This window comes from Kitasatospora sp. NPDC048194 (assembly GCF_043202455.1).
Lineage (GTDB): Bacteria > Actinomycetota > Actinomycetes > Streptomycetales > Streptomycetaceae > Kitasatospora.
In genome coordinates, this window is sequence record NZ_JBIDAK010000012.1 from 181,355 (window position 1) to 193,835 (window position 12,481).

General features: G+C 74.9%; 12 protein-coding genes. All 12 read left to right on the top strand.

Annotation, left to right across the window (positions count from 1 at the left end; genetic code table 11):
- The first annotated feature begins 239 nt into the window (after positions 1-239).
- The 12 genes from ACGF07_RS17520 to ACGF07_RS17575 all read left to right on the top strand — a co-directional run bounded on the left by ACGF07_RS17520 (position 240) and on the right by ACGF07_RS17575 (position 12,330).
- Positions 240-884 (top strand): methyltransferase, encoded by a 645-nt coding sequence (locus ACGF07_RS17520; protein WP_350743700.1) that lies wholly within the window; start codon positions 240-242, stop codon positions 882-884.
- Positions 881-1,456, top strand: a complete 576-nt coding sequence (locus tag ACGF07_RS17525; protein ID WP_350743699.1) for a TrmH family RNA methyltransferase — start codon at positions 881-883, stop codon at positions 1,454-1,456. The genes ACGF07_RS17520 and ACGF07_RS17525 overlap by 4 nt, the downstream gene beginning before the upstream one ends.
- A gap of 265 nt (positions 1,457-1,721) precedes the next feature.
- On the top strand, positions 1,722-2,276 hold the full coding sequence (locus ACGF07_RS17530; RefSeq protein ID WP_392899607.1) for a hypothetical protein: 555 nt from the start codon (positions 1,722-1,724) through the stop codon (positions 2,274-2,276).
- Between the two features lie 151 nt (positions 2,277-2,427).
- Positions 2,428-3,360 (top strand): 3-oxoacyl-[acyl-carrier-protein] synthase III C-terminal domain-containing protein, encoded by a 933-nt coding sequence (locus ACGF07_RS17535; protein ID WP_350743698.1) that lies wholly within the window; start codon positions 2,428-2,430, stop codon positions 3,358-3,360.
- A 79-nt stretch (positions 3,361-3,439) separates the two neighbouring features.
- Entirely contained in the window at positions 3,440-4,864 is a 1,425-nt protein-coding gene (locus tag ACGF07_RS17540; RefSeq protein ID WP_392899609.1) for a hypothetical protein, read from the top strand.
- The gene (locus ACGF07_RS17545; protein ID WP_392899612.1) at positions 4,861-6,144 is read left to right on the top strand and encodes a type III PLP-dependent enzyme; all 1,284 of its coding nucleotides are present in this window, start codon (positions 4,861-4,863) and stop codon (positions 6,142-6,144) included. The genes ACGF07_RS17540 and ACGF07_RS17545 overlap by 4 nt, the downstream gene beginning before the upstream one ends.
- A gap of 49 nt (positions 6,145-6,193) precedes the next feature.
- Complete coding sequence (locus ACGF07_RS17550) at positions 6,194-6,457, top strand: acyl carrier protein (protein ID WP_392899614.1); 264 nt, start codon at positions 6,194-6,196, stop codon at positions 6,455-6,457.
- A gap of 2 nt (positions 6,458-6,459) precedes the next feature.
- The gene (locus tag ACGF07_RS17555) at positions 6,460-7,329 is read left to right on the top strand and encodes a hypothetical protein (protein WP_392899617.1); all 870 of its coding nucleotides are present in this window, start codon (positions 6,460-6,462) and stop codon (positions 7,327-7,329) included.
- Entirely contained in the window at positions 7,326-8,063 is a 738-nt protein-coding gene (locus tag ACGF07_RS17560) for a hypothetical protein (protein WP_392899618.1), read from the top strand. Before ACGF07_RS17555 ends, ACGF07_RS17560 begins: the two co-directional genes overlap by 4 nt.
- Positions 8,060-9,220 carry an acyl-CoA dehydrogenase family protein gene (locus ACGF07_RS17565; RefSeq protein ID WP_392899620.1) on the top strand — a complete coding sequence of 387 codons (1,161 nt, stop codon included), beginning with the start codon at positions 8,060-8,062 and terminating at the stop codon, positions 9,218-9,220. The genes ACGF07_RS17560 and ACGF07_RS17565 overlap by 4 nt, the downstream gene beginning before the upstream one ends.
- 149 nt (positions 9,221-9,369) lie before the next feature.
- On the top strand, positions 9,370-9,963 hold the full coding sequence (locus ACGF07_RS17570; protein WP_392899621.1) for a 4'-phosphopantetheinyl transferase family protein: 594 nt from the start codon (positions 9,370-9,372) through the stop codon (positions 9,961-9,963).
- A gap of 153 nt (positions 9,964-10,116) precedes the next feature.
- Positions 10,117-12,330, top strand: a complete 2,214-nt coding sequence (locus tag ACGF07_RS17575; RefSeq protein WP_392899623.1) for an MMPL family transporter — start codon at positions 10,117-10,119, stop codon at positions 12,328-12,330.
- The last annotated feature ends 151 nt before the right edge of the window (positions 12,331-12,481 follow it).

Below are 12,481 nucleotides of genomic sequence, written 5' to 3' on the forward strand. Positions count from 1 at the left end.
CAGGGCCGCAACCGGGCCGCAACCGGGCCGCAGCCCGGTGGGTCGCCGTGCACGGCGCCGCGCGCGGGTCGCCGTCCGCCCGGCGACGGTGCCCCGGCGGCCGCGCGGACCGCCCCGCAGGCCACCGGGGGTACGATCGGTGCCGTACCCAGGGCTGACCCGCACCCACCCGGTGGCCCCGAGGCCTTGACGAACGACGGCCCCCGCGAAGGACGGCCCTCAGGAACGACGGGAAGCGCATGTCCGGCTCGCACTACTTCACCGGTGCACCCGAGGTCGCCAGCGAACGCCGGCCGATCACCGTCTCCCTCCCGGACGTCACCCTGGAACTGACCACCGACGCCGGGGTGTTCTCCCGCAGCCGGCTCGACCCGGGCACCCGGATCCTGCTGGAGCACGCCCCGCAGCCGCGGGTGCGCGGCCCGATCCTGGACGTCGGCTGCGGCTACGGCCCGATCGCGCTGACCTGGGCGACCCGCCGCAAGCGGCTGCCGGTGTGGGCGGTGGACGTCAACGAGCGGGCGCTCGAACTGGTCCGGCTGAACGCCGAGGCGCTGGGGCTGGGCAACGTCCGGGCCGCGCTGCCCGACGACGTCCCCGAGGACGTCCGCTTCGCCACCATCTACTCCAACCCGCCGATCCGGATCGGCAAGGCCGCGCTGCGCGGGCTGCTGACGCACTGGCTCGGGCGGCTGACCCCGGACGGGTCGGCGTTCCTCGTGGTGCAGAAGCACCTGGGCTCGGACTCGCTGCAGAAGTGGCTGAACGAGCAGGGCTACCCGACCTCCCGGGTCACGTCGGTCAACGGGTTCCGGATTCTGGAAGCACGGCCCCGCCCGGAAGCGGGCGAGGGCTCGGAGAGTGGACGGGGAACGACGTCGTGAAGCAGCTGCGCGGGACCGAACTGAAGCGTCTGCACCGCTCGTGGCGGCGCAGCAACGAGTTCCGGCTCGCGATGATCCTGGAGAACCTGCAGTCGCCGTTCAACGTCGGCTCGGTCGTCCGGACCGGGGCGGCGATGGGCGCCGAGAAGCTGTACCTGACCGGGGACACCCCGTCGGTGCGCTCCTCCGGCGCCCAGAAGGCCGCGATGGGCACCGACAAGTACCTGAAGGTCGAGCACTTCCCGACCGTCGCCGAGGCGGTGGCGGCCGCGAAGGCGGACGGCTTCAAGGTGGTCGGGCTGGAACTGGCGGACGAGGCGGTGCCGATGTTCGCCGCCGAGCTGACCCCGGCGGTGGCCTTCGTGCTCGGGCACGAGGACCGCGGGATCACGCCGGAGGCACTGGCGCTCTGCGACCAGGTGGTGTTCGTGCCGCAGCTGGGCCGGGTCGGCTCGCTGAACGTCTCGGCGGCCGCGACGGTGGCCTGCTACGAGGCCCGCCGCCAGGGGTACGCGATCAGCGGCACCCCGGACGGAACCGACGCCGGGGGCGACTTCGGCGACGAGGACTGACCCGCGACCTCGGCGACGAGGACCGACGCGCGACCGCGGCACCGACGAGGCCGCGCGGCCGTCGGACGACCGGGAGGGGTGGGCCGGGAAGGCCCACCCCTCCCGCCGCGTCCGGGGCGCCGCGTGACTCCTGCGGAGGATGACCGCTTCCCCCGCCGGGGGGAGCCGGTCCCTCCGCGCGGTGGAGGCCGTGGCCACGGCGGATCGACAGGCTGGAGGCAGCCGGGCAGCAGCCCGTACTCCTTCGAGCCCCTGAGGACCGACCATGCGCACACCCGCCGCCGCCGTCGCGCTCGCCGCCGCCGTCACGGCCCTCGTCGCCGGAACGGCCGGCACCGCCGCGGCCGCGCCCGGAGCGGCCGACCACCTCGAACTGCACAGCTGGACCCTGCTCAACCCGCACGACGCCGGCCCCAACCCCGGTCAGCGGCTCACCGCGACGGTCGACGCCCGGGCGGACCGCGGTCATGCCCGCGGGCACGCCGTGGTGCAGCACGTGTTCATCGGGACCGGCACGGTGCGGGTCGAGTTCGACGTCGACTGCCTGACCGTGGGGAGCGACGGTTCGGTCACCGTCACCGGGCCGACCCGCACCGCCAGCGCCGTCCCGGACGACGGCGGCCCGGCCACCACCGGCCCGGCGGGCTGGCACCCGGAGACCGGTCTCACCTTCTACCCGGCCGACGAGCGGGGCGAGCGGCGGGTCGGCTGGGCCGGTGCCGACCTGAGGGATCCGAGCAAGCCGGCCCGGGCCAGCCGGTGCACGCCCGTCCCGGCGAGCGACTGGGTGATCGGCGGCGGGACCGTCCTGCGCCGGTAGGGGCCCTCGCGCGGTCCCCCGGGCGGGTCATTCCCCGGGCACCCGGCTCCGGGCGCGGCGTGACGGGTGCCGGGGGTGCGCGCCGGGGCGGCGCCGGGGCGGTCAGCCCGGCGTCAGCTGAGCGTCAGCGCCGCGCGCGACCGTAGTGGGCATGACGTCGATCACGGCAGTCTCCAGCTGCCTTCCCGACACCATCCCGATCGCCCGCTTCCAACAGGAACTGCAGCTGACGGACGTCCAGTTGCGGCGCTACCAGCGCTTCTACGGACTCGCCGAGGTGTGCCGCGACCCCGAGGCCACCGAGACCGAGCTGCTGCTGCGCGCCGCGACCAAGCTGGTGGAGCTGCGCGGACAGGAACAGCGCGTCAAGTACGTCCTCCAGGCCCGCACGATGCCCTCGCCGCTGCCCTACCCGATGACCTCGCTGCGGCCGCTCCAGACCGAACTGGGCCTGGAGCACGCCGCCGCGTTCGTCGTCTCGCACCACGCCTGCGCCTCCGGGCTGCTCGCCCTGGACCTGGCCGGCACCCTGCTCGCCGCCGACCCGGACCCGGACGCGCTGGCCCTGGTGGTGGCCGGGGAGAAGGCCTGCACCACCCGCACCCAGTCCATCCCGGACGTGACCGTGATGGGCGAGGGCACGGTGGCCCTCCTGGTCAGCGCGGACCGCACCGGGCCGGACCGCATGATCGGCTACGCGGCGCGCACCCACCCGCGGTTCGGCGACGAGTTCATCATGGGCGAGGAGGCCGCCAAGGAGTTCCAGGACCTCTACGGGCCGGGCCTGTGCGAGGTGATCGACGCCGCGCTGGCGGAGGCCGACTGCAAGCTGGACGAGCTGGCGCTGGTGCTGCCCCACAACGTCAACCGGCTGTCCTGGCTCGGCGTCTGCCGGGACCTCGGGCTGCCGGTCGACAAGGTCTTCCTCGACCTGATCGGCGACACCGGCCACTGCTTCTGCGCCGACCCCTTCATCAACCTGCAGAAGGCCACCGAGCTGGGGCGGCTGCGCCCCGGCGACCGCTACCTGATGACCAGCGTGGGGCTCGGGGCGACCTTCGCCGCGATGGTCCTCGAGCACTGACGGCGCCGACCGCACCGCGGGCGCCGACCGCACTGCGGGCGCCGTCAGGACCGCGGGCGCGGTCAGCACCCACACGAGAATGGACGAGGTCGAGATGCACCTTCCCTCCGCCGGCTTCAGCGCGCGCCTCAAGCGCGCGGTGACCGGATCCGCGGACACCCCGCTGGTGTTCCTGGGCAACTTCGAGGTGGAGAACCACTGGGCGCTCGGCGAGCCCGCGCTGCCCCGGGTCGCCGCGCACGCGGGCAGCGCGGTGGTGAACCGGATGGACGAGTTCGCGCTGCTGCTCGGCGGCAAGGACGACCACGTCGTGCTGAAGACCCCGCTGGACCGGGGCTACCGCGGCTACCTGGAGGCCCTCGGCCTGGAACTGCCCACCGTGCACGTGGTGTCCGGCCAGGATCCGCGGCGCACCGTCAGCGAGGACGCCCTCGCCGACCCGGCGCTGTGCGCCGCCCTCGCCGACCTGGCCGCCGAGGGCGCCCGGCTGAGCGCGCACGGCGTCTCCGCCGTCGAGGAGCAGCTGTCCGCCCGTACCGGGCTGCCGCTGGCCGCGCCCACCGCGGCGGTCTGCAAGAAGGTCAACAGCAAGGTGTACAGCCGTCGGCTCTCCGACGAGCTGGGCATCCGGCAGGCCCGCGGCTGGGCCTGCGAGACGCTGGAGGAGCTGGCCGGGGCGGTGGCCGCGGCCGGCGAACTGCTGGACGCCGGGCGCAAGGTGGTGCTCAAGGACGCCTTCGGGGTGTCCGGCAAGGGCATCGTGGTGCTGGACAGCGCGGCCCGGCTGGGCCGGCTGCACCGGATGGCCGTGCAGCAGGCCGAGAAGGCCGCGGCGGCCGGGGGCGGGGCGCCGCGCACCGCGCTGGTGATCGAGGAGTGGGTCGCCAAGCGCTGCGACCTCAACTACCAGTTCACCGTCGGCCGGGACGGCTCCACGCACTTCGACTTCGTCAAGGAGCTGCTCACCGAGGGCGGGGTGCACAAGGGCCACCGCATCCCGGCCCGGCTGTCCGAGGCGCAGGTCGCCGAGATCGCCGGGACGGCGCTGCGGCTCGGCGAGCGGCTCGCCGCCGACGGCTACCACGGCGTGGTCGGCGTGGACGCGATGGTCGACCCGGACGAGGGCCTCTACCCGGTGGTCGAGATCAACGCCCGCAACAACATGTCCACCTACCAGAACGTGGTGCACGAGGGCGGCCTGGCCGGGACCGAGGAGGTCGCTGTCGCCCGGCACTACCCGCTGCGGCTGACCCGCCCGCTGCCCTTCGCCGAGCTGGCCGGGGTGCTGGACGGGCTGCTGCTGACCAGCCGCGGCCCCCGCCCGCGCGGCCTGTTCGTCAACAACTACGCCACGGTGAACGCCGCGTGGTCCGAGGACGCCGCTGACGGCGTCGAGGGCCGGCTGTACGGCGTGCTGGTCGGCGCCTCCGACGAGGAGATCGCGGCGATCGACACCGACATCACCGGCCGCCTCGCGGCCCTCCCGGAACGGAGCCGAGCGTGAGCGTCGCATTCGAGGTCCAGGGCCTCGGGATCACCGAGCTGGCCGAGGAGTTCGGCACCCCGCTGTACCTGTACGACGGCGAGGAGATCACCACCCGGTTCCGGGGGCTGCGCGCGGCGCTGCACCCGGCGATGGAGGTCTTCTACTCGCTGAAGGCCAATCCCAACATCTCGATCTGCGCGCTGCTGCACAGCTGCGGCGCCCGGGCCGAGGTCTCCTCGCTGACCGAGCTGGTCACCGCGATCCGGGCCGGGGTGGGCCCGCAGGACATCGTCTTCCTCGGCCCCGGCAAGAGCCGCGCGGAGGTGGCGGCCTGCCTGGACGAGGACGTCCACGCGATCGTCTGCGAGTCGGTCGAGGAGCTGGGCCTGATCGACGGGCTGGCCCGCGAGCGCGGCACCGTCGCGCGGGTCGTGCTGCGGGTCAACCCGAGCTTCCAGGTCAAGGGTTCGGGGCTGACCATGGGCGGCAAGCCGCGGCAGTTCGGCACCGACGAGGAGCTGCTGCTCGCCGAGGGCAAGGGACTGGCCGGACGGTACCCGAACGTGCGGCTGACGGGCGTCCAGGTCTACCTCGGCACCCGGATCCTGTCCGAGGAGTCGGTGGTCGAGAACACCCGCCGGATCTTCGAGCTGGCCGAACGCCTCTCCGCCGAGCTGGACTTCCCGCTGGAGACGGTGGACGTCGGCGGCGGACTCGGCATCGCCTACTTCGACAACGAGAAGGACCTCGACGTCCAGGTGCTGACCGCCGGGCTCAACCCGCTGATCGAGGACTTCGCCGGGCGGCACCCGGGCACCCGGCTGATCATGGAGCTGGGCCGGTTCCTGGTCGCCGCCTCCGGCACCTACGTGACCAGGGTGCGCTACACCAAGACCTCGATGGGCGAGAACTTCGCGGTCACCGACGGCGGCACCAACCACCACATGGCGGCGGTCGGCATCGGCTCGTACGTCAAGCGCAACTTCCCGATGGCCGCGCTGGAGCGGCTGGACGAGCCGGCCACCGAGCCCTGGCACATCACCGGCCCGCTGTGCACGCCCAACGACGTGATCGGCAAGAAGGTGCCGATGCCGCCGCTGCGGCCCGGCGAGCTGATCGGCGTGCAGCGCTCCGGCGCGTACGGGCCGACCGCCTCCCCGGTGCACTTCCTGAGCCACGGCTACCCGGCCGAGGTGCTCGTCCTCGACGGCCGGGCGCACCTGGTCCGCAAGCGCGACGACGTGGACGCGATGCTGGCCGGCCAGCGGCTGCACCGGCCCGCCGGCCACGACAACTGACCCGAACCCGGCGCCGACCGGCGGCCGGGACCAGAGCGAGGAGCACACCGTGAGCGACACCGTGACCGACCCGAAGTACGTCGACGCCGTCCGCCAGGGCCTCTCCCAGGTCCTCGACAAGGACGTCTCCGGCGCCGGCGAGAACGTCCGGCTCTTCGACGAGCTGGGCCTGGACTCCAGCAGCGCGCTGGAGCTGCTGATCACCATCGAGGAGATCCTCGACGTGCAGTTCGACGCCGACGAGCTGGACATGACCCACTTCGAGACGGTGGGCTCGCTGGCCGGCTTCGTCGCGGCGGAAGCGGACGCCTGAGCATGTTCCGCGCGACCGCGCCGGTACGGCGCACCCACCCGGCCGGCCCCGCGGCGCTGCCCCGGCTCGTCCGGGCGGCCGCGTACGCCCCGCCCGGCCCGGGTGGGCCGTACCGGCCGCAGGACGCGCGGGAGCGGGAGGAGTTCTACGCCGAACTCGGGGCGCCCTACGGGCTGTCCTTCGACCGCGACCAGTTCGCCGCCGCCGGGCGGCGCACCTCGGCGCAGCTGGCCGACGGCGCACTGGACGCGCTCGGACCGCTGACCGCCGAGGACGCCCCCCAGCTCGCGGTGATCGCCTACGCCGCACCGGACTTCGAACACAGCGAGCTGGTCGCCTCGTGCGTGAAGCGGCGGCTGCCGGGCGGGCCGCTCGCCTTCGCGGTCTCCGACCAGGGCCGGCTGGCGCCGTTCAGCGCGCTGCGGGCGGGCGTGGAGTACGCCCGGCGGTGCGGCTGGACCCGCCTGCTGCTGCTGGCCGTGGACCAGGGCACCCAGCCCTTCCCGCTGCCCGCCGAGCCGTCCCCGGACGCCGTGCGTGGGGACGCGGCGGTCGCGCTGCTGCTGCGCTGGGACGGCGGCGACCGGCCGCTCGGCGGCCTCACCCAGGGGCGGCCCGAGCCTGCGCTGTTCGCCGCGTGGCCGGACGGCGCGGCCCTGGCGGCCGGCTCCGGCCTCGCCGACTGCCCCGGACTCCCGCCGCACCACGGGCCCGCGGTGCGCGCGCACAGCGGCCGGCCGGCCACCGGGAGCTGGAGCGCACTGCTCGCCGTCGACGGCGGCGACCGGCCGGTGGTCGTCGCCGACTACGACCGGCAACGCGACTTCCTGGCCTACTGCACGCTGCACACGGGGGAGTTGAGACACGGATGACCGTTCCGGCCGAGGTGCGGGAGCACTGGCGGGAGGCGAGGACCGGTGCGCGCACCGACGGACTCGTTCCCGCCCTGACCCTGCTGTCCCGCGCGCTCTCCCCGGGCGCCCCGCCCCGGGGACCGCGCGGCCACGCCGTGGTGCCGCGCGAACTGCTCGACGAGTACGGCGGGTACGGCGGGTCGGCGGAGGACGGCGAAGCGGCGGGAGCCGACGACGGCGCCCTCGCGGGCCTCGCCGTCCTCCACCCCGCCGACGATGCGCGGACCCCGCCCGGCCCCGATCCGCAGCTGTGGGGCACCGGCCTGGCCTGGCTGCGGCTCGGACACTCCGAGCGGCTGCGCGGGGCCTGCGTCGCGTACCTCGCCGCCCGCCGGGTCGAGGGCACCTCGCTGCTGCTCCAGCAGATGGTCAAGGGTGCCCTCGCCGACGCCCTGATCGAGCAGCTGGAGATCGCCGGCGTCCTGGAGCAGCTGACCGAGGCCGCCGACGGCGCCGAGGAGGGCGAGGACCCGCTCGCGCCCGCCCGCCCGCTGGACGCCCGCGCCGTCGCCCGGTTGCAGGCCCAGATCACCGAGGTCGACCGCGCGCTGCTGCGGCTGCTCGGCGCGTACGGCTTCACCGCCGAGGGGCCCGGCCGGGCGGCGTACGCCTCCGAGCTCCTCGCCGACGTCTACTGCGGCTGGCCCGGGCCCGCCGAGCACCGCCGCGACACCTCCGAGGGGATCGTGTGAGCACCCTGCCAGGCCCGCTGCGCACCACCCACCGCTTCGTCCGGCAGTGGGCCGACGACCTGCGGGCGGGCGCCCTGGAACTGGACCGGGACCCGGACGCCGTGCACCGCTACCTGGACCTGCCGGCGGTCCGCTTCCTGGCCGGCCACCTGACGCCCCCGCAGTGGGAACGCGCCGACGACGGCCCCGGCAGCGGCCCCGCGCACGGCCTGGCCACCCTGGAACGCGTCCTGATCAGCGAGGAACTGGCCCGCGGCGACGCCGGGATGATGCTCGGCTCGCCCGGCGCCTCGATGACCGGGGTGCTGCTCGGCGTGCTGGGCAGCCCGGCCCAGCGGGAGTGGGTGTACGGCCGCCTGGCCGAGCGCCCGCGCTGGACCTGCTTCGCCCTCACCGAGCCGGACCGCGGCTCCGCGATCGGCGAGATGACCACCACGCTGACCCCGGTCGGCGACGGCTCGTACCTGCTGGACGGCGAGAAGCGGTACGTCGGCAACGCGGCCCGGGCCGACCTGGGGGCGGTCTTCGCCCGGGTGGCCGGGACGGAGCGGCTGGGCGTGCTGGCCGTCCTGGTGGACACCGCCGATCCCGGCTACCGGGCGGAGCCGCTGCCCACCCTGGGCCTGCGCGGGGTGCAGCTGTGCCGGGTCGTCCTCGACCGGGTGCACGTCCCCGCCGAACGGGTGCTCGGCACCCACCTGCCGCCGACCCGGCGGGGGATGTGGGGCATCGTCTCGGTCTTCAACCGGCTGCGCCCGAGCGTCGCGGCGATCGCGCTCGGCATCGCCCGGGCCGCGCACGACTACGTCGCCGAGAACCGCAAGGAACTGCGCGGCGCGGAGCGGGACGAGCACGAGGCGCTGGGCCGGCGGATCGACGCCGCACGGCAGTTGACCTACCGGGCGGCGCTCGCGGTGGACCGGAGGCCGTCCGACGGCCACCTGGCGTCGGCGGCGAAGGCCCGGGCCTGCGAGGTGGCCGAGGAGGTTACCCTGCGCGCGCCCGGCTTCTTCGGCCCCGGCGCCCGACTCGACCACCCCCTGCTGGACAAGCTCGCCCGGGACGCCCGGGGCGTGGAGTTCATGGAGGGGACCCGCAACATCCAGAAGCTCAACCTCTTCCAGGGACTGCACACCGGAAAGGTGGACCGGATCTGAACGGCACCGGAGTACCGGTCGAGATCCGGCTGATCCCGCTGTCCGGCGCCGACGGCCCGGACGCGGAGGATCAGCCGGTTCCGGCCGCGCTGGAGGAACTGCTCGACCCGGACGAGCGGGCGCGCGCCGACCGCGGCCGGCTCCCCGGGATGCGGCGCCGGTTCGTGCTCGCCCACGCGGCCGTCCGGATCGTGCTCGGCGAGCGCCTGGGCCGTCCGCCGGACGGGCTGCGCCTGGTCCGCGGCCGCTGGGGCAAGCCGTCCGTCGCGGACGCGCCCTGGCTGCACTTCAGCCTCTCCCACTCGGGCGATCTGGCGCTGCTGGCGGTGGCTCCGCGGCCGGTCGGGGTGGACGTCGAACTGGTCCGCCCCGGCCTGGACGCCGACCGGCTGGCCCGGCGCTTCTTCCCGCACCGGGAGAGGGAGTTGGTGGCCAGCGGCGGACGTCCGGCGTTCGCCCGGCTGTGGACCAGGAAGGAGGCCTGCGTGAAGGCGGCCGGGGGCCGGCTGACCGAGGGCATGGTGCTCCCGGTCGCCCACGCCGCCGCCCAGGCCACCGTGCGCGGCCCCGCGGGCGGACCGCTCACCGGGCCCTGGAGGGTCGCCGACCTGTCGCTGCCGGAGGGGTACGCGGGGTCCGTCGCGCTGCTCGGCGACGGACCCTTCGCCGTGTCCTCGGCCGTGTGGTGTCCGGTGACGCCGGAGACCACCGGGCCGGGGATTCGCCGACCGGGCGTCAAGTAGAGAAAACTCCCCCACGAGTCGGCGGTTTTGCACCCGTGAGCCCGCGCCGGAGCGTCACTAGATTTCTCCGGGGCGAGCGCACCTCGCACCGCACGGCCGGACTCCAGAACCGGCCCGCGCCGGCTCCGGCGATTCCGCCGAGGAGGAGGGACCGTGATCGTGGAAGGCAGGAACGTGATCACCAGGGCAGCCCGGTGGAGCGCCGTGCACCCCTGGTGGGCGATCGCGATCTGGGTGGCGTTCGTGGTCGGCGCCCTCGTGGTCGGCGGCCTCACCGGCACCCGGCAGGCCACCGCCTCCGACCTCTCCATCGGCCAGTCCGGACGGGCCGCCGCGATCGCCCGCAGTGGCGGCCTGCAGGAGCGCGCCGTGGAGAACCTGCTCATCACCTCCTGGAACGGCGGACCGCTCGACACCGACCGGGCGCAGTCCGCGGCCGAGGCCGCCACCCGGGGCCTGCGCACCCTCGGCGGCATCGCCGCGATCGGGCAGCCGCAGCCCGCGCCGGACGGCTCCGCGCTGCGCGTGCCGGTCACCCTCGACGGGGACCCGGAGACGGCCGCCGGGCGGGTGCAGCCGCTGCTCGACCGCGTCGCCGAGGCCCGGCAGGGGCACAGCGACGTGCGGATGGAGCTGGTCGGCGCGGGGTCGATCAAGGCCGGGCTGAACGACATGCTGGGCCGGGACCTCCGCAAGGCGACGGTGCTCAGCCTGCCGATCACCCTGCTGGTGATGGTCCTCGTCTTCGGCGCGGTCGTCGCCGCGAGCGTCCCGGTGGTGATCGGCCTCTCCTCGGTGCTGGCCGGCCTCGGCCTGTGGGGGGTGGCCTCGCAGGTGGTCCCCGATCCCGGGCCGGTGGGCCAGTTCATCGTGCTGACGGGCATGGCGATCGGCGTCGACTACTCGCTCTTCTACCTCAAGCGCCAGCGCGAGGAGCGGGCGCTGGGCGCCGACACCATCGACGCGATCGAGATCGCGGCCGCCACCTCGGGGCACTCGGTGCTGGTCTCCGGGGTGGTCGTGATGGTGTCGATGGGCGCGCTCTACCTCGCCGGGCACATCGCCTTCGAGGGGATGGCCACCGGGGCGGTGATCGTGGTCGCGATCGCGATCATCTCCTCGCTGACCGTGCTCCCTGCCCTGCTCTCCCGCTTCGGCCGCTTCCTGGACGTCCCCCGCCTGCCGATGGTGTGGCGGTTCACCGGGCGGGGCGGGGTCAAGCCCCGGCTCTGGTCGACGATGCTCAAGCCCTCGCTGCGCCACCCGGTGATCGCGCTGGTCGCCTCGGTCGGCGTCCTGCTGCTGCTCGCGCTGCCGGCCCTGGGGCTCAAGCTCAAGGCCACCGGGATCGACGACCTGCCCCGGTCGATCCCGGCGATGCAGGCCTACGAGCGGCTGACCCACTCCTTCCCGAGCCAGTCCGACACCCACACGGTGGCCGTGACGGCCCCGGCCGGCCGCTCGGCGGAGCTGGGCGCGGCGGTGGCCGAGCTGGTCCAGCAGGCGATGGCGGACGACCTCTTCGTCCACGACCCGGGGCCGGTGGTGCGGACCTCCGCGGACGGCACGGTCGCCACCGTGGCGATCGGCACCCGGTTCGCGAGCGGCTCGGCGCAGGCCCGCGCCTCGCTGGACCGGCTGCGCACGGACCTCGCCCCGCACACCCTCGGCGCGGTCGAGGGCGCCCGGTTCGCCGTCGGCGGCAGCGACGTGGCGTACGACGTGGACTACCGGGCGAACGTGATGGACAAGCTGCCCTGGGTGCTCGGGGCGGCACTGGCGCTGACCTTCCTGGTGATGGCGCTCGCCTTCCGCTCGGTGGTGCTGGCCGCGATCACCGTGGCGCTCAACCTGCTCTCCGCGGCGGCCTCCTTCGGCCTGCTGGCGCTGGTCTTCCAGCCGACCTGGGCGCAGGGGCTGCTGCACTTCGAGTCCACCGGGCGGGTGGTCGCCTGGATGCCGCTGATGCTCTTCGTGATCCTGCTCGGGCTCTCGATGGACTACCACGTCTTCGTGGTCAGCCGGATCCGGGAGGCGGCCCGCGGCGGGCTGTCGCTGCGGGAGGCGGTCGAGCAGGGCATCACGCGCACCGCCGGGGTGGTGACCAGCGCGGCGGCGGTGATGGTCTGCGTGTTCGCGCTGCTCGCCTCGCTCCACTACATCGAGATGAAGCAGCTGGGTGTGGGCATGGCCTGCGCGGTGCTGCTGGACGCGACGCTGATCCGGATCGTGGCGCTGCCGGCCGTGATCACCCTGGTCGGCTGGAGGACCTGGTGGCCCTCCCGGCTGGCCCGCCAGTCCTCCGGCCGGACGGCCCGGATGCCCGCGATCGTGGCGGCCGCGGCGGCCCGCACGACGCTTCCGTAACAGCCGGCCCGACCGGCACGGCCAGGTGGAACGGCCGGGGGGGGGGGGGGGGGGGGCCCCGCCCGGGCCCGCCGGGGGGGGGGGGGGGCCCGCCCCCCCCCCCGCGGGGGGGGGGGGGCGGGGCGGGGGGGGGGGGGGAGGGGGGGGGGTG

What these genes read in the sequence shown, in the direction of transcription:
- ACGF07_RS17520 (WP_350743700.1), top strand. Translation starts at nt 240, where the DNA reads ATGTCCGGCTCGCACTACTTCACCGGTGCACCCGAGGTCGCCAGCGAA.
- ACGF07_RS17530 (WP_392899607.1), top strand. Translation starts at nt 1,722, where the DNA reads ATGCGCACACCCGCCGCCGCCGTCGCGCTCGCCGCCGCCGTCACGGCC.
- ACGF07_RS17535 (WP_350743698.1), top strand. Translation starts at nt 2,428, where the DNA reads ATGACGTCGATCACGGCAGTCTCCAGCTGCCTTCCCGACACCATCCCG.
- ACGF07_RS17540 (WP_392899609.1), top strand. Translation starts at nt 3,440, where the DNA reads ATGGACGAGGTCGAGATGCACCTTCCCTCCGCCGGCTTCAGCGCGCGC.
- ACGF07_RS17555 (WP_392899617.1), top strand. Translation starts at nt 6,460, where the DNA reads ATGTTCCGCGCGACCGCGCCGGTACGGCGCACCCACCCGGCCGGCCCC.
- ACGF07_RS17560 (WP_392899618.1), top strand. Translation starts at nt 7,326, where the DNA reads ATGACCGTTCCGGCCGAGGTGCGGGAGCACTGGCGGGAGGCGAGGACC.
- ACGF07_RS17570 (WP_392899621.1), top strand. Translation starts at nt 9,370, where the DNA reads ATGCGGCGCCGGTTCGTGCTCGCCCACGCGGCCGTCCGGATCGTGCTC.